30 protein-coding genes are annotated in these 26,614 nt (G+C 69.5%); 11 read left to right on the top strand and 19 right to left on the bottom strand.

The window, feature by feature from the left end:
• On the top strand, positions 1-295 hold a 295-nt coding region (locus C463_RS04505; protein WP_008441449.1), incomplete at its 5' end, for a sensor histidine kinase.
• 7 nt (positions 296-302) lie between these two features.
• Here the strand turns inward: C463_RS04505 and C463_RS04500 are convergent.
• The 8 genes from C463_RS04500 to glyA form a co-directional block, all read right to left on the bottom strand.
• Positions 303-2,024, bottom strand: a complete 1,722-nt coding sequence (locus tag C463_RS04500) for an aldehyde ferredoxin oxidoreductase family protein (protein ID WP_008441447.1) — start codon at positions 2,022-2,024, stop codon at positions 303-305.
• A gap of 76 nt (positions 2,025-2,100) precedes the next feature.
• On the bottom strand, positions 2,101-2,529 hold the full coding sequence (locus C463_RS04495; RefSeq protein WP_008441445.1) for a type II toxin-antitoxin system VapC family toxin: 429 nt from the start codon (positions 2,527-2,529) through the stop codon (positions 2,101-2,103).
• A complete protein-coding gene (locus C463_RS04490) occupies positions 2,529-2,774 on the bottom strand; it encodes an AbrB/MazE/SpoVT family DNA-binding domain-containing protein (RefSeq protein WP_008441444.1) in 246 nt (81 codons plus the stop codon). The genes C463_RS04495 and C463_RS04490 overlap by 1 nt, the downstream gene beginning before the upstream one ends.
• 92 nt (positions 2,775-2,866) lie before the next feature.
• On the bottom strand, positions 2,867-3,376 hold the full coding sequence (locus C463_RS04485) for a metallophosphoesterase (protein WP_008441442.1): 510 nt from the start codon (positions 3,374-3,376) through the stop codon (positions 2,867-2,869).
• Between the two features lie 36 nt (positions 3,377-3,412).
• Positions 3,413-4,414, bottom strand: a complete 1,002-nt coding sequence (locus tag C463_RS04480; protein ID WP_008441441.1) for an ornithine cyclodeaminase family protein — start codon at positions 4,412-4,414, stop codon at positions 3,413-3,415.
• 58 nt (positions 4,415-4,472) lie between these two features.
• Positions 4,473-4,715: a hypothetical protein gene (locus C463_RS04475; RefSeq protein ID WP_008441440.1), complete on the bottom strand. Its 243-nt coding sequence runs from the start codon at positions 4,713-4,715 to the stop codon at positions 4,473-4,475.
• Positions 4,716-4,897: 182 nt separating this feature from the next.
• Positions 4,898-5,308, bottom strand: a complete 411-nt coding sequence (locus tag C463_RS04470; RefSeq protein ID WP_008441439.1) for a DUF3054 domain-containing protein — start codon at positions 5,306-5,308, stop codon at positions 4,898-4,900.
• A gap of 97 nt (positions 5,309-5,405) precedes the next feature.
• A complete protein-coding gene (gene glyA / locus C463_RS04465) occupies positions 5,406-6,653 on the bottom strand; it encodes a serine hydroxymethyltransferase (RefSeq protein ID WP_008441438.1) in 1,248 nt (415 codons plus the stop codon).
• A gap of 240 nt (positions 6,654-6,893) precedes the next feature.
• On the opposite strand from glyA, the gene tbsP reads away from it, so the two are divergent.
• The 6 genes from tbsP to C463_RS04435 all read left to right on the top strand — a co-directional run bounded on the left by tbsP (position 6,894) and on the right by C463_RS04435 (position 13,777).
• Positions 6,894-7,712, top strand: a complete 819-nt coding sequence (gene tbsP / locus C463_RS04460) for a transcriptional regulator TbsP (protein WP_008441437.1) — start codon at positions 6,894-6,896, stop codon at positions 7,710-7,712.
• A gap of 117 nt (positions 7,713-7,829) precedes the next feature.
• Complete coding sequence (locus C463_RS04455; protein ID WP_008441436.1) at positions 7,830-9,521, top strand: YcaO-like family protein; 1,692 nt, start codon at positions 7,830-7,832, stop codon at positions 9,519-9,521.
• Positions 9,522-9,616: 95 nt separating this feature from the next.
• On the top strand, positions 9,617-9,955 hold the full coding sequence (locus C463_RS04450) for a cupin domain-containing protein (RefSeq protein WP_008441435.1): 339 nt from the start codon (positions 9,617-9,619) through the stop codon (positions 9,953-9,955).
• A 133-nt stretch (positions 9,956-10,088) separates the two neighbouring features.
• Positions 10,089-11,366 carry an aminotransferase class V-fold PLP-dependent enzyme gene (locus tag C463_RS04445; protein ID WP_008441434.1) on the top strand — a complete coding sequence of 426 codons (1,278 nt, stop codon included), beginning with the start codon at positions 10,089-10,091 and terminating at the stop codon, positions 11,364-11,366.
• Positions 11,367-11,697: 331 nt separating this feature from the next.
• A complete protein-coding gene (locus C463_RS04440; protein ID WP_008441433.1) occupies positions 11,698-12,291 on the top strand; it encodes a response regulator in 594 nt (197 codons plus the stop codon).
• A 247-nt stretch (positions 12,292-12,538) separates the two neighbouring features.
• Entirely contained in the window at positions 12,539-13,777 is a 1,239-nt protein-coding gene (locus C463_RS04435) for an RNA-guided endonuclease InsQ/TnpB family protein (protein WP_008441432.1), read from the top strand.
• A 63-nt stretch (positions 13,778-13,840) separates the two neighbouring features.
• Here the strand turns inward: C463_RS04435 and C463_RS19150 are convergent, their stop codons facing one another.
• Positions 13,841-14,002 carry a DUF7331 family protein gene (locus C463_RS19150; protein ID WP_008441430.1) on the bottom strand — a complete coding sequence of 54 codons (162 nt, stop codon included), beginning with the start codon at positions 14,000-14,002 and terminating at the stop codon, positions 13,841-13,843.
• 113 nt (positions 14,003-14,115) lie between these two features.
• Here C463_RS19150 and C463_RS04430 point away from each other — a divergent pair, with 113 nt between their 5' ends.
• Together C463_RS04430 and C463_RS04425 are read left to right on the top strand one after the other, a co-directional pair.
• Positions 14,116-15,216: an NADH:flavin oxidoreductase/NADH oxidase gene (locus C463_RS04430; protein WP_049905518.1), complete on the top strand. Its 1,101-nt coding sequence runs from the start codon at positions 14,116-14,118 to the stop codon at positions 15,214-15,216.
• Positions 15,217-15,362: 146 nt separating this feature from the next.
• Positions 15,363-16,205, top strand: a complete 843-nt coding sequence (locus tag C463_RS04425) for a DUF7547 family protein (RefSeq protein WP_008441412.1) — start codon at positions 15,363-15,365, stop codon at positions 16,203-16,205.
• A gap of 9 nt (positions 16,206-16,214) precedes the next feature.
• On the opposite strand, the gene C463_RS04420 is transcribed toward C463_RS04425, so the two are convergent.
• From C463_RS04420 to C463_RS04385, 8 genes are all read right to left on the bottom strand, one after another.
• Positions 16,215-16,964 carry a sugar phosphate isomerase/epimerase family protein gene (locus tag C463_RS04420; protein WP_008441411.1) on the bottom strand — a complete coding sequence of 250 codons (750 nt, stop codon included), beginning with the start codon at positions 16,962-16,964 and terminating at the stop codon, positions 16,215-16,217.
• A 309-nt stretch (positions 16,965-17,273) separates the two neighbouring features.
• Positions 17,274-18,107 (bottom strand): DUF4352 domain-containing protein, encoded by an 834-nt coding sequence (locus C463_RS04415; RefSeq protein WP_008441410.1) that lies wholly within the window; start codon positions 18,105-18,107, stop codon positions 17,274-17,276.
• A 370-nt stretch (positions 18,108-18,477) separates the two neighbouring features.
• Positions 18,478-19,551, bottom strand: a complete 1,074-nt coding sequence (locus C463_RS04410; RefSeq protein WP_008441409.1) for a methionine synthase — start codon at positions 19,549-19,551, stop codon at positions 18,478-18,480.
• Positions 19,551-20,567 (bottom strand): hypothetical protein, encoded by a 1,017-nt coding sequence (locus tag C463_RS04405; protein WP_008441408.1) that lies wholly within the window; start codon positions 20,565-20,567, stop codon positions 19,551-19,553. Before C463_RS04405 ends, C463_RS04410 begins: the two co-directional genes overlap by 1 nt.
• Positions 20,568-20,643: 76 nt before the next feature.
• Positions 20,644-21,282, bottom strand: coding sequence for a HemK2/MTQ2 family protein methyltransferase (locus C463_RS04400; protein ID WP_008441406.1), 639 nt, complete (start codon positions 21,280-21,282; stop codon positions 20,644-20,646).
• Positions 21,279-22,478: a mechanosensitive ion channel family protein gene (locus C463_RS04395; protein ID WP_049905517.1), complete on the bottom strand. Its 1,200-nt coding sequence runs from the start codon at positions 22,476-22,478 to the stop codon at positions 21,279-21,281. Before C463_RS04395 ends, C463_RS04400 begins: the two co-directional genes overlap by 4 nt.
• Before the next feature lie 2 nt (positions 22,479-22,480).
• Positions 22,481-23,416: a 16S ribosomal RNA methyltransferase A gene (locus C463_RS04390; protein ID WP_008441403.1), complete on the bottom strand. Its 936-nt coding sequence runs from the start codon at positions 23,414-23,416 to the stop codon at positions 22,481-22,483.
• A 49-nt stretch (positions 23,417-23,465) separates the two neighbouring features.
• The gene (locus tag C463_RS04385) at positions 23,466-24,116 is read right to left on the bottom strand and encodes a DUF655 domain-containing protein (protein WP_008441402.1); all 651 of its coding nucleotides are present in this window, start codon (positions 24,114-24,116) and stop codon (positions 23,466-23,468) included.
• 102 nt (positions 24,117-24,218) lie between these two features.
• Between C463_RS04385 and C463_RS04380 the strand changes: the two genes are divergently transcribed.
• The gene (locus C463_RS04380) at positions 24,219-25,046 is read left to right on the top strand and encodes a hypothetical protein (RefSeq protein WP_008441401.1); all 828 of its coding nucleotides are present in this window, start codon (positions 24,219-24,221) and stop codon (positions 25,044-25,046) included.
• Positions 25,004-25,774 (top strand): class I SAM-dependent methyltransferase, encoded by a 771-nt coding sequence (locus tag C463_RS04375; RefSeq protein ID WP_008441400.1) that lies wholly within the window; start codon positions 25,004-25,006, stop codon positions 25,772-25,774. The genes C463_RS04380 and C463_RS04375 overlap by 43 nt, the downstream gene beginning before the upstream one ends.
• A 99-nt stretch (positions 25,775-25,873) precedes the next feature.
• On the opposite strand, the gene C463_RS04370 is transcribed toward C463_RS04375, so the two are convergent.
• Positions 25,874-26,230: an RNA polymerase Rpb4 family protein gene (locus C463_RS04370; RefSeq protein WP_008441399.1), complete on the bottom strand. Its 357-nt coding sequence runs from the start codon at positions 26,228-26,230 to the stop codon at positions 25,874-25,876.
• Position 26,231: 1 nt separating this feature from the next.
• Positions 26,232-26,525, bottom strand: a complete 294-nt coding sequence (locus tag C463_RS04365) for a 50S ribosomal protein L21e (protein ID WP_008441398.1) — start codon at positions 26,523-26,525, stop codon at positions 26,232-26,234.
• Positions 26,526-26,614: the final 89 nt, after the last annotated feature.

Here is a 26,614-nt window from a genome sequence, read left to right as displayed (position 1 = left end):
GGCGCTGGAGAACCTCTTCGTCAACGCGGTCACCCATGCGGGCCCCGAGGTCGCCGTCACGGTCGGCACGCTGTCCGACGGCGACGGCTTCTACGTCGAAGACGACGGTCCCGGGATCGACCCCGAAGACCGCGAGGAGGCGTTCGAGGCGGGCGTGACGTCGGATCCGGAGGGAACCGGGTTCGGGCTGAAGATCGTCGCCGAGGTCGCCGAGGCGCACGGGTGGACGGTCGAACTCGCCGAGAGCCCGACTGGCGGCGCCCGGTTCGAGTTCCGCGGTGTCGACGTCGAGTGAGACCCGCTCAGTCGTCGGCGGGCGCCGCGCTCGCCGGGTCGATCCCGTCGCCGTGGCCGGGAACGGTGCCGTCGTCGTTCCAGCCGCGGAGCGCGTAGTACTCGGAGAGCGCCGCGTCGAACCCCTCGATGGCGTCGGCGTACGGGAGCGTGTCGTCGCGCCGGTCGAAACCGCGGGCGTTGTTGAACGCGCGTTCCAGCTCGACGACCCGGGCACCGAGCGACTGGAGGTCTTCGTAGTCGGCGTCGAGCAGCGCCGCGAGCCGATCGTCGGTGACGACGCCCCGCGAGAACTTACAGACGACCGCCGAGTCGAGGACCGCGTTGCGGTTCTCTTTCGCGACGAGCTTCGGCGGCTTCCCCTCCAGCCCCTCGGGGTCGAGCGCGTCGTCGGGGTCGACGAGCGGGTACTCGTACGGGTAGAACTCACCGTACATGTGGTCTGCGCCGCGGTTCGCGGTCGCGAACGCGAGCCCCTGTCCGTTGAGCGCGCGGCCGTCGTGCCCGGAGAACTCCATCCCCTTCACCGTCCAGTCCTCGGCGCCGAACTCCCCGCTCGCGCGGTGGACGCCCTCCGCGAGCTTGTCGCCGACGCCCTCGCGGTACGCGATCTGCTCGACGAGCGAGCGGACGAGGTCGGCGTTGCCGAACTCGTCTTCGCTTTCGAGGAACATCGAGACGACGTCGCCACAGGAGATGGTGTCCATCCCCAGCTCGTCGCACAGCTCGTTGGCGGCCATCACGTCGACGATATCGTCGACGCCCGCGTTCGAGCCGAACGCCATCACCGTCTCGAACTCCGGCCCCTCCGTCTCGACGCCGGTCGCCTCGTCGCGCGTCGGGAGCTTACAGGCGAACGCGCAGCTGGAGCAGGTCCCCTTCTTGTACTTCTTCTCCTCCACGCGGTCGCCGGAGATGCCCTCGACGCCCTCGAAGGAGGTCTCGGCGAAGTAGTGCGACGGGAGCGCGTCCACCTCGTTCGCCAGTTCCGTCACGCTCGTCGTCCCCTGCCGCTTCATGATCGAGTCGGAGGTGGCCGCCTCGCGGTGGACCTCGCCCGCCTCGTCGGGCCAGTCGAGGTCGAGGTCGGCCGACGAGTCCCCGTCGAAGGTGAGCGCCTTCACGCCCTTCGACCCGAGGACCGCCCCCAGCCCGCCGCGGCCGAACGCCCGGGTGTCCGAGGTCATGACAGACGCGAAGCGGACCTCGTTCTCGCCCGCGGGCCCGACGCAGGCGACGTGTTCCGGGCCGAGGTCGTGCGTCTCCGCGAACCGGTCCGAGACGACCGACACCTCCGTCTCCGACAAGTCGGGCACTTCCTCGAAGGTCACGTCCGGCTCGCCGTCCGGGCCGATCTCGCGGACGTGGACCGCGAGGAGGTCGTCGCTCGCGCCGACGAGTTCGACGGCGGCGTACCCCGCGCCCGTGAAGTTCCGCGAGAGGAAGCCGCCCGCGTTCGACGACAGCAGGCCGTTCGTGAGCGGTGAGAGCCCGGTCGCGGACATCCGCCCCGTGTAGGAGGTCGTCGAGTACTGCATCGGTCCGGTCGAGAGGTACAGTCGGTTCTCCGGGCCGAGCGGGTCCGCGTCGAACGGGATCCGGTCGTACGCGAGCGACGTGTTGAGCCCGCGGCCGCCGACGAACGACGCGAGCCGGTCGCCGATCGGCGTCGTCGACGCGGTCCGCTCGGTCAGGTCGATCGTGAGGAGCGGCCCCTGTGCGTGTCTCATGGGCGTACGGAGCGAGCGGGCGGCGATAAAACTCGGGGTGGCTTGCGGGTCTCGGCTGACTCGCTCCGGACAACAGCTACTTGAACGAGTCGTCAGCAGTCTCCAAGCGGGAGATCCCGTCGATGACGTCGAAGTCGTCGTCGAAGGAGTACAGGTATTCGATGTCTTCCCGGTTCAGGTACGCGACGATGGTCGCGTCCACGAACGAAAGTCCGCTGTATCGTCGGAAAGCTGGCTGTGCGGCGTTAAAATCCATTTTCGGAGAGTGGACGATCTCGAAGTTTGCGCCCTCAAGAAGCCGATCCAGCACCCGATTCGCGGTGTCCGGGCCGAGCTTCTCGCGACAGAGATTCAGCAGTTCCGCGAGTACGTAGTCGGTCAGGACGGCGTTCGGGAGCGCTCCGTGGTCGATTCCGCGGACGATCTCCCGAGCCCGGTCGTGGTGTTCGTCCCGGGCGCTCGCCATCGCGAAGAGGACGTTCGTGTCCAAGAGGGCGACCGCCATCACTCGGTCCCGAACTCGGCCTCCGCTTCGACGGCGTTCGTCTCGCCGACGTCCACGGGTTCGAAACCGTCGAATGCGCCCTCGCGTTGACGGACCACCTCGACCGAAAGGACGCCGTCCTCGTCCGCCGCCCATCGGAGTTTGTCGCCCGGCTCGATGTCGAGGCGTCGGCGGAGATCGGCCGGTATCGTGACCATTCCTCGGTCGCTGACCGTCGTCTCCTCGGATCCCTGTTCAGTGGCCATACGCGGATTTCCGCTTTGAGGAGTATACATGTTGCCCCACATGTGGACCGAGACCGAGGACCGATGGTCGGCTTCCGTCGGCGCGCTCGCGATCAGCCGTCGAGGACGTGGTGCGTGACGGCGTCAGTACCCGACTCGGCGGTATCGAGCGTCGCGACCCGAAACACGTCGTCGGCGCCTTCGACCGGGATCGGGAGCCCGCCGGGGTTCACGCGGACGGTCCCGCCGCGCGCCTCGACGCCGTGCGCGTGGGTGTGGCCGTGGAACACGTAGTCGTAGTCGCCGCAGTCGACGAGCGCGTCGACGACGAGGTCGCTGGTGCCGTGGGTGACCGCGACGTCGACAGTGGCAAAAGAGAGCGCGGCGGCCTCGCCGTGATAGCTGCCGAACTCCTCGACGGTCGACCCGACCGCCCACTCGCCGTCGTTGTTCCCGCGGACCGCGTGGAACGCGAAGTCCGCGTCGAAGGGCGTCACGGAGAACGGCGCGACGAAGTCGCCGCAGTGGACGACCGCGTCAACCTCCTCGCGCTCGAACAGCGAGACGGCCGCCTCGACCGCGGCCAAGTCGTCGTGCGTGTCGGAGACGATGCCGATGCGCATACCGGTCGGACGCCGCCGCAGTACTTCAATCTCCGGCTACTCTCCCGTCAGCGCCTCGCTCGCCGGCGCGAAGTCGATGGTCTGTCCGCGCCCCCTCTCGCTCGCGCGCTCGTACAGCATGTGCGCGGCCGCGACCGTCTCGACGCCGGTCCCGCCCGAGTCGAAGACGGTCACCTCGTCGTCGCTCGTCCGGCCGGGGTGGTCGCCCGCGACGACCTCGCCGAGGTCGGCCGCGATCCCCTCGCCCGCCTCGATCAGGCCGGCCTCGACCGTGGCGAGGTACGACCCGGCGTCCTGCGCCGCGCGCGCCCGGAGGTCGGGGACGTAGGTGGCGCGGGCGACGAGTTCGGGCGGGAGCTCGTTCTTCTCGGGGTGGTACTGCCCCATCGCCGTGACGTGGGTCCCCGGCTCCACGTCGGCGTCGTCGATCACGGGGTCGGTCGCGGTCGTCGCGGTGATGACCGCGTCGGCGCCCGCCAGCGCGTCGCCCGCGCTTTCGACCGCGGCCACGTCCGCGTCGAGGCGGTCGTCGAAGCCGGCGGCGAACGCCTCGCGGCTCTCGGGGGTGGGCGAGAAGACCCGAACCGCGTCGAACTCGCGGACCGTCGCGGTCGTCGCGACCTGCCCGCGCGCCTGCGCGCCGCTGCCGATCACGGCGAGTTCGGTCGCGTCGTCGCGGGCGAGCGCGTCGACCGCGACCGCGCCCGCGGCGCCGGTCTTGAAGGGGTTCATCGAGGCGCCGTCGAGCAGCGCGAGCGGCGCGCCCGACTTGGCGTCGAACAGCGGCGTCATGAACCACGCGTCCTCCGCGCCGAAGCCGGCGGAGTAGGCGTAGCCGCCCATCGCGCCCGTCTCCGGGAGGACGGCGGCGTAGGTGGTGAACATCCCCGGCGGCTCGCGGTTGAACAGCTTCGTCCGCGGTTCCGCTGGCGCTCCCTCACCGACCTGTCGGTAGGCGTTGCGCACGGCGGCAACGTAGTCGGCGGGCTCCGCGAGGTCGTCGACCTCGGAACTCGTGAGGAACAGGGCGTCCGTCATGTCCGCCCACTCGGGGCGGGGGAACTAAACGGTACAGGACGCGGCGAACGGCGGCGCCTCAGACGGACGACCGGCCGCCGGGTCCGTCCTCTCGCCGACCGGGGCGCGAGGCGCCCGCCCGCGCGCCGGCGGCGCTAACTGGGGCCCTGACGAATATCGCGTGGGCCATCACGGTGGCGGCGGCCACTGCGCCCGCGGGCAACGCCGACAGCAACGACAGCCCGACCAGGTTGAGGAAGGCGGTCACACCGATCAGCGCTACTGGAATGAGCCCGAGGACGTAGTCGTAGTATCCAGCCATGCTATCGCTGAATAATAGTACAAGATCTGTATTAAATTTTTCGCGGTTCGGAGGTGGTTCGCCCATGAACACAACAAAGTAACTCGTAACTTATGAGCGGGCCGGGCCCGCTCGAAATCGAGACGGGATCGCGACGAATCGTGGAGACGGCGGTCAGACGGCGAAGTCGGAGCGAAAATCGATTACCGGAGCCGGAAGTACAGCGCCCGCCAGCCGCCGAGCGCGAGCGATCCGAGCACGAGCATGACGGCCGCGAAGGTGAGTTCGGCGCCGCCCCGGAAGACGAACGCGCGGAGCGCGAGTCCGACGACCGCGGCGGGGATCCACGACCTGACGACGAGCGGCACCGACGATTTCGCGGTCTCGACCGCGCCCGCCGAATAGGCGCCCACGAGCGGCGCGATGGCGACCCACGCGATCAGAAAGGGCGCGTACACGCCCGGAAGGTACAGCGGGTTCGCGGTCAAGAACTCGACGGTCTGGTGGTTGAGCGTCCCGACGGTCAGTAAGGCGATCAGCGCGATCAGGTCGCCCACGGCCAGCGGGACGGCGCCGCGGTCGAGGCGCGTGGCGAGAAACGACGGAGCGTCCATACCGACCCGTGGGACCCGCCCCCACTTTTACGCACGGATTCTCCGGCGCGGGGCGCCGTCGACCGGGAGCGAGCGGTCGGTCGCGATCGGCCCGCGCCTACTCGTACAGCGGGTGCGCCTCGCAGAGCTCGACGACGCGCTCGCCGACCTCGTAGATGACGTCGTCGCTGTCGACGTCGTCGACGACGCGGTAGATCAGGTCGCCGACCTCCTCGATCGCGTCGGCGTCGAAGCCGCGCGTCGTGAGCCCGGCCGTGCCCGCGCGGATCCCCGAGGGGTCGAACGGCGAGCGCGTCTCGCCGGGGACCGTGTTCCCGTTGAGGACGATGTTCGCGGCCGCGAGCGCGTCCTCCGCGTCGCCGCCGGAGAGGTCCGGGTGCGAGTCGCGCAGGTCGGCCAGTATCAGGTGGTTGTCGGTCCCACCGGAGACTAGGGAGAGGCCGTGCCCCTGAAGCGTCTCGGCGAGGACCTCGGCGTTGTCGACGACCTGTTGCGCGTACTCCTCGAACTCGGGCTCCAAGGCCTCCTTGAACCCGACCGCCTTGCCGGCGACGTTGTGCATCAGCGGCCCGCCCTGCCCACCGGGGAACACGGCCGAGTCGATGTCGTCCGCGAACGCCTCGTCACACATCACGATCCCGCCGCGGCCGGCGCGGATCGTCTTGTGGGTCGAGCCCGTGACGAAGTCGGCGACGCCCACCGGCGAGGGGTGGACGCCGGCGGCGACGAGCCCGGTGATGTGCGCGATGTCGGCAAGGTGGTAGGCGTCGACCGCGTCGGCGGCCGCCTGAATCTCTTCCCAGTCGACGGTGCGGGGGTACGCGGAGTAGCCCGAGACGACGATGTCGGGGTCGAACTCCTCGGCGACCTCGCGGAGCCCCTCGTAGTCGATGTACCCTGTCTCGGGGTCGACCTCGTACTGCTCGACGTCGTACAGCTGCCCCGTGAAGTTCGCGGGATGACCGTGCGAGAGGTGGCCGCCGTCGTTGAGCTTCAGCGAGAGGATCTTATCGCCCGGTTCGAGGACCGAGTAGTACACCGCCTGGTTCGCCTGCGTGCCGGAGTGGGGCTGGACGTTGACGTGGTCGGCGCCCCACAGCTCCTTCGCGCGCTCGATCGCCAACTCCTCGACCTCGTCGGCGTACTCGCAGCCGGCGTAGTAGCGCGAGCCGGGGTACCCCTCGGCGTACTTGTTCGTGAGGACGCTCCCCTGTGCTTCCAGCACCGCCTCGCTCACGTGGTTCTCGCTCGCGATCATCGCGAGCGTCTGCTCCTGTCTGTCGCGCTCGCCAGCCAGCGCGTCGGCGACCGCCGGGTCGACCTCCCGGACGTGCTCGTGGTCCATGTGCGAAGGCGGGCGCGACCGCGCATTAATCCTTCCGTCGCCGGCGGAACTCCCGGCTCTCCGTCTTCCGTCGGCGGCGGAAGCCTGCGCTCCGCCCGCAGATACAGCTCCTGTGACGGGGCCGATCTTCGACTCGGCTCATCGGCCGTTTTCGGCGGTTTGAGGCACGCTGCCTGCGTTGTTCGATCCATAAACCCCGTTAATATTAAATACGCAACCGACCTTGATACGAAGTGATAAATGGTGTCGAATTTACTGGCGGCCGACGTCGAGGCGGCGCTCGAAGCGGCGTTCGCCGGGGGCGACGACGAACTCCTCGTCGTGGACCCCTCCGCGGAGACGATCGTATCGCTGGTCGAGACCGCGGTCGGGCGGGACGACCTCCCGGCGCTGTCCATGCTCGCCGACGAGCGCACTCTCAAAGACGTCATGGACGATTTCGTCGTCGCGTCCCGGGCGGCCGACCTCGTCGCCGACGGCGCCCTGGACCTCCGGGTGCTGGACGGGGAGGTCGACAACGCGCTGTTCGTCTCCCCCTCTCGGGTCGTGGCACTCGTCACGGCGGGGGACGGCGTCGCCGCGCTCTCGACCGACGACGACGAGTTCGTCGGCGAGGTGTACGAGTCCCACCGCGACGCGTTCGACGACGCGGAGCCGTACACGCTCCGCACGCCGGCGATCAGTCGGGTTCGCGAGACGATGGAGGCAGAGATCGGCGAGGAGGCCCGCGCGGACTTCGACGCCGTCCTCGACGCGACCGAGCGCAGCGGCGCCGACCTCGACGAGGTGACCGTCTCGCTGCTCGTCGCGGCGAAGAACGACGTGCTGCTCTACGACATCTCGAAGTGGGGCGAGGACGTCGGCATCGCCTCGAAGGCGACGTTCTCCCGGACGAAGACGCGGCTCGAAGACCTCGGGATCATCGACACCGAGAAGGTCCCGATCGACGTCGGCCGCCCCCGGCTCCGCCTGAAGCTCGGCGACGACCGGCTCCGGGACACCGACGCCGCGGAGCTGGCCGCCGAGGCCGCCGAGATGATGGCCGCGACGCCCGCCTGAGCGCGCCCGCGGACGCTTTCTGACTCCCACTTCCGACTCTCGCCGTGGCCCCGTCACGCGCTCCACCGCGCGCCGCGGACCCCGCGGCTTTTTTTCGCCGCCTCGCGTCGACCGGGTATGGATATCGGACTTGTCGGCGACGGGCCCGCGGCCGAGGCGACCGAGGCCGCGCTCGGCGACGTCGACGTGAACGCGATGCCCGTCGAGGCGGAGCTTCTCGACGGGTTCGACCTGGCGGTCGTCGTCGACACCGCGGGGTCGTCGGCGTTCGCGACCGCGAACGAGCTGCTCGACCGCTGGATCGCCGTCGAGGTGGGCGGGCTCGGCGGCGTCCCCCTCGCCGACCTCGACGCCGCGGTGACCGTCTTCGGCGACGCCTGCGACGACTGCCTGCGCGCCCGCGTCGAGAGCGGGGGCGCCGAGCCGGCTGACGGGCCGACCGGCCGCCGCTCGGCCGTGCGCTACGCCGGCGCGGTGGCGGGGCGCCGGGCGATCCAGCTGCTCGCCGGCGACGCGGTGGCGGACACCGTCGTCGAGGTGCCGGGCGCCGAACGGACGCTGTTGCCCGCGCCCGGGTGCGACTGCGGTGCCGACCCCGGCGACGCGCTCCCGCAGGATCACGTCGACCGCGACCTCGACGAGACGATCGATCGGGCGGAGCGCGCCGTCGACCGCCGGATCGGCGCCCTAAGCGAGGTCGGCGAGCAGGAGTCGTTCCCGCTGCCGTACTACGTCGCGCGGGTCGCGGACACGACGCCGTTCTCCGACGCGGACGCGGCCGACTTCGGCGGCGGCGCGGCCGCCGACTGGGACGCCGCGTTCATGAAGGCGCTCGGCGAGGGGCTGGAGCGGTACGCGGCCGGCGTCTACCGCGAGGCCGAGTTCACGCGCGCGCCGGCCGCGAACGTCCCGAACCCAGTCACGCCGGACGCGTTCGTCCGGCCCGAGGGCGCCGAGGCGTACGACCGCGACGACCGGCTCCCGTGGGTCCGCGGCGAGCGCCTCGGGACCGGCGACCCCGCGAGCCTCCCGGCGGAGTTCGTTCACTTCCCGCCGCCGGAGCGGCGGTACCGCCCGCCGATCACGACCGGGCTCGGGCTCGGGAGCTCGGGGCCGGACGCCGCGCTCTCCGGGCTGTACGAGGCGATCGAGCGCGACGCGACGATGACTGGCTGGTACTCCACGACGGAGCCGCTCGGGCTCGACCTCGACGACCCCGGGTTCGCGGAGCTGGAGAAGCGGGCGCGCGCGGAGTCGCTGTCGGTGACGCCGCTGCTCGTCACGACCGACGTCGACGTGCCCGTCGTCGCGGTCGGGGTGAGTCGGGAGAGCGACTGGCCGCGGTTCGCCGCGGGATCGGGCGCCGACCTCGACCCGGCCGCGGCGGCGCGGAGCGCGCTCGCCGAGGCGCTCCAGAACTGGACCGAACTCCGCTCGATGGGCCGGGAGACGGCCGACGACCAGGGCGCGGCGATCGGTCACCACGCCGACTTCCCCGCGGAGACGGCCGCGTTCTTCGACCCGGACGCGACCGTCGCGGCCGAGGGGCTGGGGGAGCCGGCGCTGTCGGGCGAGGCCGAACTCGCCGCCGCCGTCGAGCGCGTCGAGAGTGTCGGGCTCGACCCCTACGTCGCCCGGGTGACGACGCGCGACCTCGCGACGCTGGGCTTCGAGGCCGTGCGCGTGCTGGTTCCGGGCGCGCAGCCGCTGTTCACCGGCGAGCCGTTCTTCGGCGACCGCGCGAGCGAGGTGCCGCGGTCGATGGGGTTCGAGCCCGCGCTCGACCGGCCGTATCACCCGTTCCCGTGACGGCGCGCGCCCGGTGACGCGGGCGGTGGGCGCCGGCCCCGGCGTCGGCTGCCCGTGCCCGCGGATTTAGGTGCCTCCGCGCCGCGGGGGTCCTCATGGACGTCGTACCCGACGCGGACATCGAGGCGGTCGAGGCGGTCGACGGCGTGTTCCTCACGCAGGGCGCCGTCGGCGAGGACGTGAGCATCCAGCGGTTCGAGATCGAACCGGGCGAGACGGTGCCCGAACACGACCATCCCCACGAGCAGATCGGCGTGATCACGGCCGGCAGGCTGACGTTCCTCGCGGCGGGCGAGGAACGCGTCGTCGGCCCGGACGACACCTACGTGATCCCCGGCGGCGAGCCGCACGCGGCCGAGAACCGGACCGACGAGCCGGTCGTCGGCTTCGACATCTTCTCGCCGCCGCGTGCGAACCCCGACTGGGGGGAGTAGGCGGGCGCCCGGTGATTTCGGGGTTCCCGTCGCGGCCGCGAACCCCACAGATCGCGCCGTTCCGCGCGTCAGCGATACCCGCAAGACGTACCGGACCGAAGGTGTGTTAGTGTTCGGGGCCCGATAACGGGTAATGGGAGTCCAAGAACAGTACCTGTTCGACGTGGAGGCGCTCCGCGCCGATTTCCCGATCCTCGATCGGAAAGTCGGCGGGGACCCGGAGACGGCCGGGGAGGGCGAGGGCGACGACACCCCCCTCGTCTACCTCGACAACGCGGCGACCTCGCACACGCCCGACCCGGTCGTCGACGCCATCTCGGACTACTACCGGAGCTATAACTCGAACGTCCACCGCGGGATCCACCAGCTGAGCCAGGAGGCCTCGGTCGCGTACGAGGAGGCCCACGACGCGGTCGCCGACTTCATCGGCGCCGCGGGCCGCGAGGAGGTCGTCTTCACGAAGAACACGACGGAGGCGATGAACCTCGTCGCGTACGCCTGGGGGCTCGAAGAGCTCGGTCCCGGGGACAACGTCGTCCTCTCCGAGATGGAACACCACGCCTCGCTCGTCACCTGGCAGCAGATCGGCAAGCGGACGGGCGCCGACGTGCGCTTCATCGACGTCACAGACGAGGGGCTCTTGGACATGGACCACGCGGCCGACCTGATCGACGACGACACCGAGATGGTGTCGGTCGTCCACGTGTCGAACACGCTCGGCACCGTGAACCCGATCCGGGAGCTGGCCGACGTGGCGCACGACCGCGACGCCCTCATCTTCGCCGACGCCGCGCAGTCGGTGCCGACGCGCCCGGTCGATGTCGCGGAACTGGACGTCGACTTCCTCGCCTTCTCCGGCCACAAGATGTGCGGCCCGACCGGGATCGGCGCCCTCTACGGCCGCGAGGAGCTTCTCGATGAGATGCAGCCGTACCTCTACGGCGGCGACATGATCCGCCGGGTCTCCTTCGAGGACTCCACGTGGGAGGACCTCCCGTGGAAGTTCGAGGCTGGAACGCCCTCCATCGCGCAGGGGATCGGCCTCGCGGCCGCGATCGAGTACCTCGAGGAGATCGGCATGGACCGGATCGAGGCCCACGAGGACCTGCTGGCCGGGTACGCCTACGACGAACTCGAAGCGCTCGGCGGCGTCGACATATACGGCCCGCCCGGCGACGACCGCGGCGGCCTCGTCGCGTTCAACGTCGAGGGCGTCCACGCCCACGACCTCTCCAGCATCCTCAACGACTACGGCGTCGCGATCCGCGCCGGCGACCACTGTACCCAGCCGCTCCACGACGAGATGGGCGTCGCCGCCTCCGCGCGCGCCTCCTTCTATTTCTACAACACCGTCGAGGAGGTCGACGCCTTGGTCGACGCGGTCCGCGAGGCGCGCGACCTGTTCGCCTGAGGGCCTCGGCCCGCGGCGTCCGATCCTCTGTGACCTCTCGGCCCGCGACGCTCGATCCGGCTGGGGTCCCTCTCTCGATGCTCGACTCCGTCCGTACCATCTCCCGCGCCGAGCCGCGCGCCCTCCCCGGCGCCCCGCGTGCGGACCCGAGAGAGATTCCCCGCCCGTCCAATGATTGCCTCCTATTACTACCGGATAATCGGGTTTGAGGGCCGTGGCAACGGTGATCGCGGAATTATTATACCGTTCCCGCGGTAACCGTTTCCTGAAGAAAAATTACAACCACCGTAGTAATTTGCCCTTCGCCGAGTCGTCGCCCGCCACACACAACATGACCGACCAGACACCACCGCCGTCCGACGCACGCACGAACAAGACCGCAACCGCCGATCGATCCGAAACGACCGCTGCCGGACTCGCGGCGGGACGCGACGCATCGATCATCGTCCTCCAAGTCGAACCCGACGCGCGCTCCGCGGAGCTTTTGGAGGCGTTCGCGGCGCGGCTCACCGACCGAGTCCGGGTCCGCTCCGTGGACCGCTTCGCGGACGCGCTCGACGCGGTCGAGACCGGCGTCGCGGTCGACGGCGAGCGTGTCGCGGTCGACTGCGTCGTGACCGAACAGCGCCTCCCCGACGGCGACGGCATCGACCTCACCGAACGGCTGCGCGAGGCCGACCCCGCGCTCCCGGTCGTGTTCCACACCACGTGTCCGGGCGAGGAGCGCGAGGCGGCGGCGTTCGGTGCCGGCGCGGACGCCTACTTCGAGAAGGGGTCCGACCGCGGCCGGTTCGACGCGATCGTAGCCCGGATCTGTACACTCGTCGACGAGCAGCGAGCGGGCGAGGCGGCGGCGGACGCGGGATCCGCGGATTCGCCGCACGCGACCGGAGCGCCGGGCGAGGCGCTGCGCTCCGAGGAGTGAGGCGTCGCCGAGCGGCGAACGCGAAGTGGTGACAGGGACGGCGAAGCGGAGCGGTGGAGGAGATGGCGTCAGCGGGGTCGGCGGACGTTCGCGTTATAGAGAGCAAGGAGAATACCCGCGCCTTTAGGCGCGGGATGAATCCGACACTCTGACTGACACCCCACCGGCAACAGTTCAACCGGATATTCAAGACACGTTCATTGGCTTTAATAAGCGACTACTCATAACGTGTTATGAACACAGTACGATGCTGGAGACAACCCGCACCTACGTCGCGCAAATCACGAACCACCAACAGGTTCGTGACGACCTCGACCAGTGTGGATTCTCTGCATCGAAACTGTGGAACGTCGGCCGCTACTACATCCAACAACGGTGGGACAGCGACGGTGAGATACCCGACGAAGCCGAATTGAAATCGGAGTTGAAAGACCACGAACGCTACAGTGACCTCCATTCTCAGTCAAGTCAGCGAGTTCTCGAAGAACTTGCTGAGGCGTTCACCGGCTGGTACAACTCCAACGACAGCAACAACCCACCCGGCTACCGGAAACATGGCGACCGACACCCACGCTCCACCGTCACGTGGAAGAAACGAGCCATCAAGCACGACACGAAGCACGACCAACTCCGCCTCTCGAAAGGTTTCAACCTGAAAAAGAGTCGGTCGGACTTCATCCTCGCAGAATACGAAACCCGCCCTGATGTAGAAGTCGAGAATATCCAGCAGGTGCGTGCCGTCTGGAACGGAGACGAGTGGGAACTACACCTCGTCTGTAAGAAAGAGATTTCAGTCGAAGACGCGCCGGGAGACAAGACGGCGGGAATAGATCTCGGGATCAGTAACTACCTCGCCATCGACTACGCAGACGGCCCCTCGGAGCTGTATGCGGGGAACACGCTGAAAGAGGACAAGCACTACTTCACCCGCGAGGAGTACCAGACCGAGGGTAAGAACGGATCGTCGAAACGTTCGCGGAAGGCTCGACAGAAACTCTCTCGGCGCAAAGACCATTTCCTCCATACGCTCTCGAAACACATTGTTGACCGGTGTGTCGAGGAAGGCGTTGGGAAGATCGCTGTTGGTGATCTCAGTGACATCCGCAAGGATGGGAACGGCGACTCTCGGAACTGGGGTGCGTCGGGAAACAAGAAACTCCACGGGTGGGAGTTTGACCGATTCATGAACCTACTCGAATACAAAGCAGAAGAACACGGCATCCTTGTTGATCGAGTGGATGAGGAGAACACGAGCAAGACGTGTTCGTGTTGCGGGCAGATCCGTGACTCGAATCGTGTGGAGCGTGGTTTGTACGTCTGTTCGTCGTGCGAGACGACGATGAACGCGGACGTGAACGGTGCGGTGAATATTCGGAGAAAGATAACTCAGAGTCCTCCGACAGAGGATATGAGTAACGGCTGGTTGGCACAGCCTGGAGTCTTCCTGTTGGACCGCGAAAGCGGACGGTTCACACCGAGAGAATAGGGAGTCTGCAAACCTTAATATCCCAACGCTCGGGATTCCTCCGCGTTTACGCGGAGGAGGATGTCAACGTTCGAGATCGACCGTGAGGTCCGTCGCGATCCACGCGTCGGTGTTGCCCTGTTCTGCGAAGACGGTCCGTTCTTCCGAGCAGCGGGTCGCGGCGACCGTCGGCCGCTCGTCGGTCGCCGATTCGGCGTCCCGCTCGATCCGGTCTCCCGTTGTCATTACTACCCGGTCAGGGTCCGGAGGTGTTATAGATTTCGGTCGGCCTAAACCACAGGCGGCGATCCGCGCGGGGGATCGGAGGACCTTACGGCGCGGCGACCGTTCGACGGATCGTGACCAATACGCTGTTTTCACCGCTCACCCTTCGTGACACCGAATTCCGAAACCGGGTGATGCTGTCGCCGATGTGCCAGTACTCCGCCGAGGACGGGCTGGCGAACGACTGGCACCGGGTCCACCTCGGCGCCCGCGCCGCCGGCGGCGCGGGAGTCGTGATGACGGAGGCGACCGCCGTCGAGTCCCGCGGCCGCATCACCCCGAGCTGCCTCGGGATCTGGTCCGACGAGCACGCCGAGGCGATCGAACCGATCGTCGATTTCGTCCGGTCGCAGGGCGCGACACCGGGGATCCAACTGGCCCACGCCGGCCGGAAGGCCTCACACCATCCCCCCACCGAGGGGAGCGGCCCTATCTCCATCGACGAGTCCGAAGGGTGGGAGACCGTCTCCGCGAGCGACAAGGCGTATCCCCACCCGGACGTGGACGAGGGCGATCTGGCCGAGACCCGCCGGCTCGACGGCGACGGGATCGACGAGGTGATCGGCTCGTTCGCGGCCGCGGCGGAGCGAGCGCACGACGTTGGCTTCGAGGTCGCGGAGGTCCACGCGGCCCACGGCTACCTGCTCCACCAGTTCCTCTCGCCCGTCACCAACGACCGCGACGACGAGTACGGCGGGAGCTTCGAGGACAGAACCCGGCTCCTCCGGGAGGTCGTCGAAGCCGTCCGCGAGGTCTGGCCCGACGGGAAGCCCGTGTTCGTGCGCATCTCCGCCACCGACTGGCTTCCGGACCGCGACTCGTGGGACGTCGACGACTCGGTGCGAGTGGCCCCGCTCCTCGCCGACGCCGGCGCCGACCTGATCGACGTCTCCGGCGGCGGGATCCACCCGGACCAAGAGATTCCGAGCGCGGGCCCGGGCTACCAAGTGCCGTACGCGGAGGCGATTCGCGAGGGGACCGACGTGCCCGTCGCCGCGGTGGGCGGGATCACGGAGCCGACCCACGCCGACGCACTGGTCCGAAACGAGCGAGCGGACCTCGTCGCGCTCGGCCGCGAGATGCTCCGGCACCCCTACTGGCCGCTGGAGGCCGCCCACGAACTCGGCGCGGACGTCGAGTGGCCCGTCCAGTACCGCCGCGGCCGCTTCGACTGAGCGGGCCGCGCGGCCGACCTCACCGCCCTCTTTCCGCCGCGGCGGACGTTCCTGCGCGAGGGGTTCTGACAGACGACGGCGCGCCGGGTCGGCCCCGGGCGCGAGCGCTGCCGGGCTTTTTATTCGCGGACCGCCTATAACGCGGCATGAGTTCCCGCGACCCACGCGACGACGACCTCGAGGAGCGGCTCGACGACCTTGAGGACGTGCTGAGCGAACTCCGTGCCGACCTCCGCGAGACCGAGCGCGACAGCCGCGGGCCCCCGCGCCCGCCCCGGCTCTCGGAGCTGGTCCGGTTCACCGAGCAGTACACCATCCCGACGGTCATCGCGCTGCTGGAGACGACGATCAAGTCGCTCGAACTGCTTCAGGGGACCCTCCGGCTCGCCGACCCGAGCCGGAGCGTCGCCGAGGGCGCGGAGGGCTCGGGCGACCGCCTCGCGGACGTGCGCGACGGCGCGACCGCCGGGCTTTCGCGGTCCCTCTCGGAGCTCCGGACCGCGCTCTCGGAGGCCGACCTCCCCGAGGAGGCCGCCTCACGCTCGATCATCGCCGACGCGCGCGACCTCACCGCGGAGATCGAGTCCCGGATGGACGAGGGGCGTCGGGAGGCCGACACGGCGCGGGACCGGCGGCTGGGACGCGACCGTCAGCGAGACGACGCGGCCCGGGAGCGAGACGGCGACCGCCGGGAGCGCGACGAAACGCGCTCCGATCGAGGCGACGACGGAACTCCGGTTCAGATCGACGTGACCGATCCCGGAGAGAGCGGAGACGACGACGAAGAGGGCGGAGCGGCCGGCGACGACGACGACCCGCCCGAGGTCGACGTCGAGTCCGAGTTGGAGTCGATAAAGCGCCAGATAGACGGAGACGAGGCCGACGCTGACGGCTCTGCGGGGGATTCCGGCACGGAGACGGACGGGGACGCCGACGCCTCCGAGGCGGGTTCGGGCGACGACGACGGTTCGACGGACCGGACCGACTGACCCGCGGCCTCAGAAGTCGGCGCCGAGCCGGTCGGCGACGCGCTCCGCGGAGTCGAGGAGCAGCGTCTCGTCGTCGGTGAACACCTCCAGCGCGACCGTGCCGTCGAACCCGTCGAGTTCGGCCTCGACGACTTCGTAGTCGACCTCGCCGGCGCCCACCGGGAGGTGGGTGTCGCCGCGGCGGCGCACGTCGTGGCAGTGGAGGTGTGAGATCCGGTCGCCGTGGCTCCGGAGGAACCGTTTGATCGCCTTGTTGCCGCCCTCCATGTACGCGTGACCCACGTCGAAGCAGACCGGTACCCCCGTCTCGCGGGCGAGGTCGCCGAGGACGGAGAGCTGGAGCCCCGCGTGGTGGTGACCGACGTTCTCGACGACGACCTCGACGCCCGCCTCGCGGCCGGCGTCGGCGACCCGACGGAGCTGCTCGCCGGCGGTCTCGCGGAACTCGACGTCGTCGCGGTCGGCGGAGGTGGCGTGGAGGACCGCCTTCTCGGCGCCGAGGTCGCCGGCCGCCGTCAAGAGCCGGCGCTGGTAGTCGACGATGGCGTCGTTCACCTCCGGGACGTAGCTGGCCAGCCGCTGGCTGTACGGCAGGTGAACGAGCAGGTCGCGGCCGGCGAGCGCGTCCGTGAGGCGACCCGGATCGATGTCGCCCGGAACGAGCGTCGGCTCGCCGACGCCGAGTTCGCAGAAGTCGAACCGCGCGGACGACGCCGCGAGCCGGTCGAGGTCGTCGCCGACGGTGAGACCGAGTTCCATGTCGGAGTTGGAACCGGCGGGTCCGTATACCTGATGGCGCCGGCTGGGGCGCGGAACCGTCTATTCGCTGGCTTCGATGACGAACGTCGCGCCGAACGGGTTGAACCGGTACTCGTAGGTGGTGCCGAGTTCATCGTTGTCACTCCCGGTCGTGACCGTGGTCTCCGACCCGGCGGGGACGCGGGCGGAGAGCTGTGCGTTCCCTTCGAGCAGGCCGTCCCACTCACCGCTCGTCTCCTCGCGCCACTCGATTTCACCGCGGAACGTGCCGACGCCGTCGCCCGCGTTGCGGATCGTGAACTCGAACTCCTAAGTGCCCTCCGCGCGCTCGGCGGGGACGTTCACGTCCACGAGCTCGAAGGCGGGGAGATCGACGTCGCCGATCGCCACGTTCCAGACGACGTCTGCGGGCGCGGTGGTGGAGTCGCGGTGGAACGCGAGGGAGGCGTCGCCGATGGCGTCGCGAGGAACGTTGAACGGGAGCCATCCGCTGACCGAACTCCCGGGATTCGCCGACGCGTCGTGGAGGGGAGAGCCGTCGATGTCCCGAACGCTGTCGAGCGAAGAGCCGGCGAGGTCCTGGAGGGGCTTCTCGCCGGCGAAGGTAAAGTTGCCATCGCCGAGGGTTTTCCCGTTGTTCCCGGCGTTTTCCACCGTCGCGTGGACGAACGCCAGGGTCTGGTCGTTCAGTGCGCTGTGAACCCCGACCCGATCGACGCTGCTGAGGAACGCGGTGCGGGTGGTGGTGTAATGGAGGTGTTGCCCGAACGTGACTTGGTCGACGGTGAGTCGGAGCTCGTTCCCGAGTTGCTGCGTCGTGTCCCCCGACGCGCGGCGCGGAAGGATCTCGATGTCGGCGTTCTCGTCCGCGCTCTCGGCGATGGGGATCGGGTCGCCGGACCCGTCCGTGCCCGCGACCTCGTACCGACCGGCGTACCCGAACTCGACGGTTTCGGTCGTCACCGTGACGGTGTCGCCGCTTCCGAGCTCCGCTTCGATCGTGGAGGTCTCGGCGGTGATGAGCGGCGCGGCTTCGCTTTCGAGGCTCTCGATGGCCGCCTGAAACTCCAGTTCACCCGGTTCCCGATCGTGATGTCGAGCGTCGCCCCCGCGTCGACAGTGATGTCGGTGCCGTCGCTCCAACTGGCGTCGTACACCGCGAACTCGGCCGGACCGTCAGTCGTTTCGATGTCCGGTTCGTCCGCTCCGCCGGACGTATCATCCCCGCTACAGCCGGCGGTCGCGGCGAGCACGCTCGCGCCCGCAGTCGCAACAAAACGTCTTCTTCCAACCGTCATATGTTTCTTGACGGTTTCTCTCATAAGGAGTTTGATCGAGTTATCGGCGATGGTAATAACTCAGCGAATCGGATGGACCGCGTGTGCGATACCCGTCTCGCATTCGCACGGTCGTCGGCGAGTGCGATGCTCGTCAGGTTGTACACCGGGGACGCGCGGTGACGGCGAACCGCCGCTCCGGCGCGAGACGCGCAAAGCGACCCGACGGCGCCACCTCAGTCGTCGGCGAGCGGGTTGTCGAGGTCGATCTCGCCGGAATCGATCTCCGCTTCGATCTCGCGGACGGCGGTCACCATGTTCTCGGTCTTCCCGTACGCGATATCTCGCGGGAGCAGCTTCAGCCCGCAGTCTGGCGAGATGGTGAGCTTCTCCGGCGGCACGACGCGGAGGCCCTGCCGGATGTTCGCTTTGATCTCCGCGACCGACTCGATCTCGGCCGTGTGGGCGTCGACGACGCCGAGCGCGAGGTCCGGTTCGAGTTCGGGCTCCTCGAAGACGGGGATCTGCTCGTAGTCGCCGTTCGAGAGCTCCAGGTCGAACTCGTCGATCGGGTAGTCGTTGATCTCGGGGTACACCCGCGAGTAGTCGCCGTAGCAGACGTGGAGGCCGATCCGGACCTCCTCGGGGATGCCCGCGGCGATGCGTTCGAGCGCCTCGCCGACGATGGCGTGGTCCTCCGGCGTCGTCGCCAGCGCGGGCTCGTCGATCTGGATGTACCGCGCGCCCGCCTCGACCAGCTTCTCGACCTCCTCGTTGACGAGGTCTGCGAGGTCGTAGACGAGCTCCTCGGTGGAGGGGTACGCCTCGTTGAACGCCCAGAAGCCGAGGGTGTACGGCCCCGTGATCGGGACTTTCACCGGGCGCTCGGCGACCCCGGCCGTGAACTCGAACTCGTCGACGAGCCACGGCTCGTCGTACTCGACCTCCTCGACCACGCTCGGCTTGTCGAAGTAGTTGTGACCCCACACCTTCACCGGCCCGTTGAACTCGTAGCCGTCGATGCGGTCGGCGAAGAACTCCACCATCTCGTTGCGGCGCATCTCGCCGTCGACGACCGTGTCGAGGCCGGCGCGCTCGTGTTCGTGCGTGATGAGCCGGCAGGCGTCGTCGTGGGCCTCTTCGAGGTCGGACTCGTCGAACTTCGAGTCGGGATCGTCGACCAGCTCGTCGGCGCGGTTGAGCCACTTGGGCTTCGGGTACGAGCCGACGACGGTCGACAGCAGGAACGTGTCGTTCGGGTGGTCCTCCGGGCGGAACTGGTCGCGGTTGGCTTCTGGGTTTCTGACCATCAGTCGAGCACCTCCGCTGCGGCGGCGAGCGCGTTCAGCTTCTCGCGGTACTTGTTCGTCGGCAGGTAGAACAGCTCGGTGTTCGGCGTGAGGTAGGTCCGGTCGAACCCCTCAAGCGGGATCTGCGACTCGAACCACTCGACGCGCTCCGCGACCGTCTCCGGCTCCTCGACGAGCGTGTTCTGCCCGTCGACGAGCCCGAGCGACAGCGAGTCGGTCGAGCCGAACTCCTGAACGTTGTAGACGGTGTCGTCGCGGTCGCCGGCGACGAGGTCGAGGCCGAGCGCGTCCGCGCCCGCCTCGTCGACGAGGTGGGCGTACAGCTTCTCCCCGAGCGCGCCGTAGAACGTCTGGACGACCACGTCGGCGTCGGTGGCGTCGGCCACGGTCGCGAGCGCGTCGGTCGCGGTCGACTCGTCGCCCTCGGCGGGCGGGTCCGTGACGAGCGACGGTTCGAGGAGGAACAGCGTCTCGTGGGCGGGGAACGCCTCGACCTCGCCCGCGAGGAACTCGGCGATGGCGGCCTGGAACTCGGCCGCGTCGCCGTAGTGCTCGTCAGTCGCGAGGTCGGCGAGCGAGTACGGCCCGGGGAGCGTCGCCGCGAGCGACGCGTCGTCGCCCCCGTCGGCGTCGGCGAGCAGGTCGGTCGCCTTCTCCAGTTCGCCCGCCACGTCGCCCGAGGAGTCGAGGTCGTCGACGACCCGCGGATCGCGGTAGAAGTTGTTGTTGTCGTAGTACCGCACGATCCCGCCGGTCTCGACGGCGTCGCTGACGGTCAGCGGGTGCGCGATCATGTCGTCCCAGCGGCCCTGCCCCTCGGTGATCAGGTCGAGGCCGGCGTCCAGCTGGTCGTCGACGTACTCGGCGCGCACCTCGTCGTATTCCGCCACGATCGCCTCGCTCTCGTCGCCGCTCAGGAGGTCCCCCTTCTGGTGGCCCTTCAGGTCGGAGAGCGTCTCTTTCGCCCGGTCCGGGAGCGGATACAGCCCCGGCGTCGCCGCGACACGTTCGGTCATTACCGTCAGTTAGCTATGCCGTCGTATAATATTTGCTAATATATTTTATGTCCGATAGTAATTCAACGCGGACGGGCTACGCCCGCCGCAGCGCCAACACCGTGAGCGTCTCGAACGGGAACGACTCCTCGACGACCGGATCGGCCGCGAAGCCGGCCGCGTCGATGAGGTCGAGGACTTCTTCGTACCCGGTGAGAGAGGAGACCAAGAGGAGGACGACACCGTCGGGCGCGAGGACGTGACCGACGTCCGCGAGGAACGGCTCGATGAGTTCGCGGCCCGACTCGCCCCCCGAGAGCGCGTGTTCCATCCAGTCGTCCCACTCGTTGTCCGGGTCGGTCGGCAAGTACGGCGGGTTGAAACACACCGCGTCGAACGCGTCCGCGCGGAACGGCGAGAGGAGGTCGGCGACGACGGCCTCGACGCCTCGCTCGCGTGCCTGTCGCGCGGCGTGCGGGTTGAGGTCGCTGCCGATCACGTCGAGGTCGCGCTCGCTCGCCACCTGCGCGGCGACCCACCCAGATCCCGTGCCGACCTCCAGCACGCGCCCGTGCGCCTCCGCGACCGCCGCCTCCGCGAGCAGGCCGGAGTCCTCGGCCGGCTGATAGACCGTGACGTCGTCGAGGCCGCGGCGCGCCGCGAGGTCGTCGCGCTCGGTGTCGTCGCCACCGCCGCGCTCGTCGCTGCCGTCCCCCTCGTCGCCGTCGTCGGTCATCGGTGGGCCTCCTCCGCGTCGCCGTCGTCGGACCCGTCGGTCGACGGCTCCGTATCACCGTTCGCGTCGGCCGCGTCTTCCGACCCAGCGCGCGTCGCCGCGCGACTCTCGACCGCGGCGTCCAACTGCGGTCCGGAGGCGCCCTCCGTCCGGGCGGACAGCGTCTGCTGCGGGAACGGGATGACGATCCCGTCGTCTTCGAGCGCGCCCTTCATCGCGTTCATCGCGGCGGTCTGGGTCCGCCAGCGCTTCCGCATGCTCGGGTTCCGGATCCAGTAGCGGAGCCCCAACACGACCGCCGAGTCGTCGAAGCGCTTCGTCACGGCGTTCGGCTCGGGCATCTCGGCGACGTCATCGACGTCGCCGACGGCCTCCTCGACGACCGCGGCCGCGCGCTCGACGTCCGTGTCGTAGTCGACGCCGACCTCCACCTCGACCCGCAGTCGGTTCCGCCGCGAGCGGTCGACGATCGAGCCCGAGCGAACCTCGTCGTTCGGCATCGTGACCACCTCGCCGTCGAACGACCGGATCCGGGTGCTCATGATCGATATCTCCGTCACCGTCCCCTCGTGGTCGCCGATCTCCACCCAGTCGCCGACCTCGAACGGGCGGGAGAACATCAACACGAAGCCGGCGAGGATCGCGCCGAGCGTCTGTCGCGCCGCCATGCCGACCACGATCCCGAGGAACCCCGCGCCGACGAGGAGGCTGCCGACGTTGTCGGTGAACAGCCCGACCACGGCGACCAGCGCGGTCGTGTAGAGGGTCAGCTGCGTGATCCGGAGGATCACCTCCTGTTGGTGTTGCGAGATCGACGCGCTCTCGGCGCCGATCTCGCGGATGACCCCACCGAGGAAGTCGGTCAGCGCGTACGCGATCGCCAGGAGGATCACCGCGAGGACGACGTTCGACAGTTGATTGGCGCTCAGCGCCGACCGGGCCGTCTCGAAGAGCGCACCGCTCTGATCCCACACCGCGATCAGCGCGATCGCGCCCGCCGCGGTGGCGGCGCCGACCGCCGTCGACAGCAGGAGCCGCCGCGTGGAGGACAGGTCCCGGTCGCCGTTGCGCAGCCGCCGCGTGAGGTACCGGACGATCAGCACGGCGGCGACGATGCCCGCGGAGGCGGCGAACCGTTCGAAGTTGCCCGCGAACGCTCGCTGAAGCTCCGTCACGAGGCCGATCCACCCCGTCATCGTCACGCCTCCGTCGGGGCGCCGCGCTCGCGGGCCAGCTCCGCCAGCGCGGCGAACGCCGCCGGCTCCAGCTTCCCCGGGCGGCTACTCAGCAGCTCCTCGTCGGCCGCGTCGACGACGGCCGCCGGCTCGTCGAGCCCGGAGATGTGCGCCGTGTTCCGCACGGCGTTCCGCACCGTCTTGCGCCGCTGAGTGAACAGCGCCTTCACGAACCGGAGGAAGAACGCCTCGTCGCCGACGACGTAGTCGGGGTCGCGCGGCGTACAGCGCACGACGGCGCTCTCGACGGCCGGCTGCGGGTCGAACGCCTCCTTCGGGACGCGCTCGACGATCTCCACGTCGGCGTAGTGCTGCGCCGACACCGAGAGCCGGCCGTACTCGGACTCGCCCGCCGACGCGACCATCCGGTCGGCGAACTCCGCCTGAAACATCAACACGAGCGGCTTCTTCTCGGGGAGCAGGCGGAAGGCGATCTCCGAGGAGACGCCGTAGGGAAGGTTAGCGACGCAGGCCGAGAAGGGCGGGAGGTCGACGTCGAGCGCGTCGCCCTCGACCACGTCGAGGAGGCCGTCGGCGACCGCGGTCGCGAACTCCTCGCGGAGGAACTCGGCGAACGCGCCGTCGCGCTCGATCACGGTGATGCGACGGGGCGACGGGTCGGCGGGTGCGGCGGTGGCGGCGGACGCCTCGTCGTCGCCCTCGGCGGTCGCCGCCGCCAGCAGCCGGTCGGTGAGCGCACCCGCGCCGCCGCCGATCTCGAGGAGATGGCTCCGGTCGGCGTTCTCGGGGAGATACCCGGGGATCCGGTCGAGGACCCGGTCGTCGACGAGGAAGTGCTGGTCGCGGTCGGGGTCGGCGCGCGCGCCGGCCCGCCTCGCGAGCGCGTCGGGGTCGCGGCTCCCGTACGCGGCGCCCTCACCCGTCGATGAGTCGGTCATGGCCGGGGTACACGCGGTGTTCGGGTAAAAGCCTCGTTTCGGGAGCGGCTCACTCCTCGCGGCCGACGAACGTTCGGTACTTCAGGTCGGACTCGCGGATCTCCTCGACGATCCGTTCGAGGATCACCTCTCGCGGGCGGTGGAGCCCGGAGATGCGCTCCTCGACGTCCGCGAAGCTCTCGAACGGGCCGCGCTTCCGCTCGTCCAGCAGGTCGTTCCGTAGTTTCTTGCCGATCCCGGGAAGCAGGTTCAGCTGGTGGAGCCGGAGGGTGATCGGTCCCGCCTCGTTGTAGAAGTCGACGAAGCGCTCCTCGTCGGCCTCGACGATGGCCTCGGCCGCGTACTCGATCTCCGCGGCCGCGTTCCGGGTGAGGTCGTCGAACTCCACCTCCTTGTACCGTCCGACGTCCGGGCCGTCGACCCCGACCCGGTCGCCGACCGAGACGTCCGCCTCGTCGGCGAGCGTCAGCTCGTACAGCGCGAACGAGTCGGCGCCGAGCCCGTACGCCACCGGCGACTTGCGGGACTGCGGGCGGTCGTCGTCTGGACGGCCGTTGGGTAACACGTCGAGCATGACGGCGGTCGGGCCGTCGTCGCCCTCGCCGCCGGCGCCTTCGTCCGACGTCTCCCCGGCGTCCGCGGCGGCGTCACCGCCCGTTCGGTCGTCCTCCGGCGTCCCGTCGCCGTCGGCGTGGTTCATGAATCGTTTAACGCTCCGAGCGGTGAAAAAACCGCTGGCGAGGCCGGGACGACCGCGACCGCCGCCGGGCGGCTTCAAGAGCGTCGAGTGTAACGTGATACCATGGCGAAACCGGAGCCGGCGGAGGTGGTGCGACTCGTCGAGGCGTTCCCGGGAGCGACCGCCGAGACGGGCGGGGCGGATGGTGGCGAGACGGGGGAGGCAGGCCGCGACACGGACCCCGGGGCGGCGGACCCAGGGGGGGTCGACGACCTCCTCGACGGCGCGTACGGCGCGCTGACGCGGGAGTGGTACCCCGAACTCCGCCGGCGCGCCGCGGCGCACGCGGACGGCGACTGCCTCCGCGAGCGGGTGCTCGAACACGTCGAGGCGGTGCCGTCGTTCCGCCTCTCCGACGGCCCGACGCTCCTGACCGAGCGGCGGGAGGCGCTCGCGGAGGCGGCGGCGCTGCGCGACGACGTCCGCGAGATAGCGGAGTGGTACGGCACCCTCCGGTCGCGGCTGGAGGGGGACCGGGCGTCGCTGACGCGGGGCGAGCGGCTGCTCCACGACTTCGGGTACGCGCTCGCACACGGGCTGTTCCTCGGCGCGTCGTCGCCGAGCGCGGTCGTCCGGCGGCTTCGGCTGGCGTACCGCTCCGTCGGCGTGCGGATCGACGAGACCGCGTCCGAGGCGGGCATCGAGGAGACGACGTTCACCTGCCCGTACCGGAACGTCGCGGCCGGAACGTGCGGCGACCGGTGGGTGTGTCACGAGAAATTGGACCGCGTCGACGACGGGTACGTGACGTACCTCGCGGAGCGGGGGATCGCCTACCAGCGGCCGCGGGGCTGTACGGACTCGGAGCAGTGTCGCTCGACCGTCGCCCGCGACGGACCGGAGCGGTGGTGGCCGAAGACCCCGCCGGCGGCCGTCGGCGTCGACTCGTGACCCGGGACGACGACGGAGGCGGTCCCGCGGCGGCGGACGGGAACGGCTCCGGGGCGGCCGACGAGTCCGCGGCGGCCGACCCACGTCGGCTGCGTCGGATCCGCCGCGGCTACGACGCGTGGGCCCGCGTCTACGACTGGTTCGCCCGGGCCACAGCGTCCGTCGGCGGCGTCCGAGAGGCCTGCGTCCGTGGACTCGACCTCGCCCCGGGCGACACGGTCGTCGAGTTCGGCTGCGGACCGGGGGTGAACCTCCCCGCGCTCCGCGACGCCGTCGGCCGGAACGGGCGCGTCGTCGGCGTCGACGTCTCGCCGCAGATGCTCGACCGCGCGGCGGGGCTCGTCGAGCGGCGCGGCTGGGAGAACGTCTCGCTCGTCGAGGCCGATGCCGAGCGCCCGCCGGTCGCGGCCGCGGACGGCGTCCTCGCGACGTTCGTCACGTCGCTGTTCGCCGACCCGTACCGGGTCGTGAGCCGCTGGTGCGACCTCGCGGACGCCGTCGTCCTCGCGGCGTTCGTCCCGGAGGGAAACCGAGCGGCGAACGCGGCGCTCCGGGCGTTCGTGCGGCTCAACGGGCGACTGTTCGACGCGCGGAGCGACGACCCGCTCGGGACGCTGAGGGAGCGGACCGCCGCGGCGCGGCGCGCGCTCGACGACCGGGCCGCAGTCCGCGAGCGCGAGCGACGCGTCTTCGGGACGATCGCCGTCGAGGCCGGTCGGGAGCGGTGAGGTCGCGGGCGCGGGGCTAGTCCGTACGGGGCGCTCTGCGGGCGGAAATCTAAGAAAACGCGTCGGCGAACCGCCCCGCCGGGCCGGACGAACCCGCGTTCAGGCGTACTTCGCGACGACGTTGAGAATCTCGTCGAGCTCCTCGCCGTCGAGCGAGTAGCGCTCCTGGGCGAACACCGAGCGGAGCTCCGTGCGGTCCTCGGGGAGCAGATCGGTGATCTTCACGGCGGTCGGCACGTCGATCTGGTCGAGGTCGGCCAACTCCTCGACGAGCTCGCGGGACTCGTCGGCGTCGAGGTCCGCGAACCGGTTGACGTGCTCGATCGCGCGAGCCAGCTCGTAGCGGAGGTCGCGGTCCTCGTCGGCCGCGCGCTCGTCTTCGATCTCCACGAGGATCTCCTTCGCCTCGGAGGTGGTGACGTACTCCTCGTCGAGCTTCTCTTTGAAGATCGTCATCTCAGTTCTGCTGCGCCCGCATGTGGGCGGCGGTGACGATGAGGGTCTTCGTCTTGCCGCCGTCCGGGATCTCGACTTTGAACGCGGAGCCCTGCTTGCCGACGACGGTGCCGGTCCGGCCGTCGAAGCGCGGGTGGAAGCGGCCGTTAGGGACGCTCGGGTCGATCTTGAGGTGGACCTGCGACCCCTCGTCGAACTCCTGGATCGCTCGCTGCGGCGGGGAGGTGCCGCGGTTGCGGGGTTTGTTCGAGAGCTTGTCGCGAGTCGCTTTCTGCGGCCCATTGGAACTCGGCATGGTCTTGGGACACCTTCCGCTGCCGCCGTTATAAATCGTGCGTTACGGCCCGCGGGGCGTGGAGCCCTCACACACGCGGCGGGCTGGGG

This window comes from Halorubrum californiense DSM 19288 (genome assembly GCF_000336875.1).
GTDB lineage: Archaea > Halobacteriota > Halobacteria > Halobacteriales > Haloferacaceae > Halorubrum > Halorubrum californiense.
The sequence above is the reverse complement of the archived record's forward strand: the minus strand, read 5'-3'. Positions and strand labels throughout refer to the sequence as shown.

Bases quoted from the DNA above. Each gene is read 5' to 3' on its own strand.
- C463_RS04500 (WP_008441447.1), bottom strand. From the start codon at position 2,024: ATGAGACACGCACAGGGGCCGCTCCTCACGATCGACCTGACCGAGCGG.
- C463_RS04495 (WP_008441445.1), bottom strand. From the start codon at position 2,529: ATGGCGGTCGCCCTCTTGGACACGAACGTCCTCTTCGCGATGGCGAGC.
- C463_RS04490 (WP_008441444.1), bottom strand. From the start codon at position 2,774: ATGGCCACTGAACAGGGATCCGAGGAGACGACGGTCAGCGACCGAGGA.
- C463_RS04485 (WP_008441442.1), bottom strand. From the start codon at position 3,376: ATGCGCATCGGCATCGTCTCCGACACGCACGACGACTTGGCCGCGGTC.
- C463_RS04480 (WP_008441441.1), bottom strand. From the start codon at position 4,414: ATGACGGACGCCCTGTTCCTCACGAGTTCCGAGGTCGACGACCTCGCG.
- C463_RS04475 (WP_008441440.1), bottom strand. From the start codon at position 4,715: ATGGCTGGATACTACGACTACGTCCTCGGGCTCATTCCAGTAGCGCTG.
- C463_RS04470 (WP_008441439.1), bottom strand. From the start codon at position 5,308: ATGGACGCTCCGTCGTTTCTCGCCACGCGCCTCGACCGCGGCGCCGTC.
- glyA (WP_008441438.1), bottom strand. From the start codon at position 6,653: ATGGACCACGAGCACGTCCGGGAGGTCGACCCGGCGGTCGCCGACGCG.
- tbsP (WP_008441437.1), top strand. From the start codon at position 6,894: ATGGTGTCGAATTTACTGGCGGCCGACGTCGAGGCGGCGCTCGAAGCG.
- C463_RS04455 (WP_008441436.1), top strand. From the start codon at position 7,830: ATGGATATCGGACTTGTCGGCGACGGGCCCGCGGCCGAGGCGACCGAG.
- C463_RS04450 (WP_008441435.1), top strand. From the start codon at position 9,617: ATGGACGTCGTACCCGACGCGGACATCGAGGCGGTCGAGGCGGTCGAC.
- C463_RS04445 (WP_008441434.1), top strand. From the start codon at position 10,089: ATGGGAGTCCAAGAACAGTACCTGTTCGACGTGGAGGCGCTCCGCGCC.
- C463_RS04440 (WP_008441433.1), top strand. From the start codon at position 11,698: ATGACCGACCAGACACCACCGCCGTCCGACGCACGCACGAACAAGACC.
- C463_RS04435 (WP_008441432.1), top strand. From the start codon at position 12,539: ATGCTGGAGACAACCCGCACCTACGTCGCGCAAATCACGAACCACCAA.
- C463_RS19150 (WP_008441430.1), bottom strand. From the start codon at position 14,002: ATGACAACGGGAGACCGGATCGAGCGGGACGCCGAATCGGCGACCGAC.
- C463_RS04425 (WP_008441412.1), top strand. From the start codon at position 15,363: ATGAGTTCCCGCGACCCACGCGACGACGACCTCGAGGAGCGGCTCGAC.
- C463_RS04420 (WP_008441411.1), bottom strand. From the start codon at position 16,964: ATGGAACTCGGTCTCACCGTCGGCGACGACCTCGACCGGCTCGCGGCG.
- C463_RS04410 (WP_008441409.1), bottom strand. From the start codon at position 19,551: ATGGTCAGAAACCCAGAAGCCAACCGCGACCAGTTCCGCCCGGAGGAC.
- C463_RS04405 (WP_008441408.1), bottom strand. From the start codon at position 20,567: ATGACCGAACGTGTCGCGGCGACGCCGGGGCTGTATCCGCTCCCGGAC.
- C463_RS04400 (WP_008441406.1), bottom strand. From the start codon at position 21,282: ATGACCGACGACGGCGACGAGGGGGACGGCAGCGACGAGCGCGGCGGT.
- C463_RS04395 (WP_049905517.1), bottom strand. From the start codon at position 22,478: ATGACGGGGTGGATCGGCCTCGTGACGGAGCTTCAGCGAGCGTTCGCG.
- C463_RS04390 (WP_008441403.1), bottom strand. From the start codon at position 23,416: ATGACCGACTCATCGACGGGTGAGGGCGCCGCGTACGGGAGCCGCGAC.
- C463_RS04385 (WP_008441402.1), bottom strand. From the start codon at position 24,116: ATGAACCACGCCGACGGCGACGGGACGCCGGAGGACGACCGAACGGGC.
- C463_RS04380 (WP_008441401.1), top strand. From the start codon at position 24,219: ATGGCGAAACCGGAGCCGGCGGAGGTGGTGCGACTCGTCGAGGCGTTC.
- C463_RS04370 (WP_008441399.1), bottom strand. From the start codon at position 26,230: ATGACGATCTTCAAAGAGAAGCTCGACGAGGAGTACGTCACCACCTCC.
- C463_RS04365 (WP_008441398.1), bottom strand. From the start codon at position 26,525: ATGCCGAGTTCCAATGGGCCGCAGAAAGCGACTCGCGACAAGCTCTCG.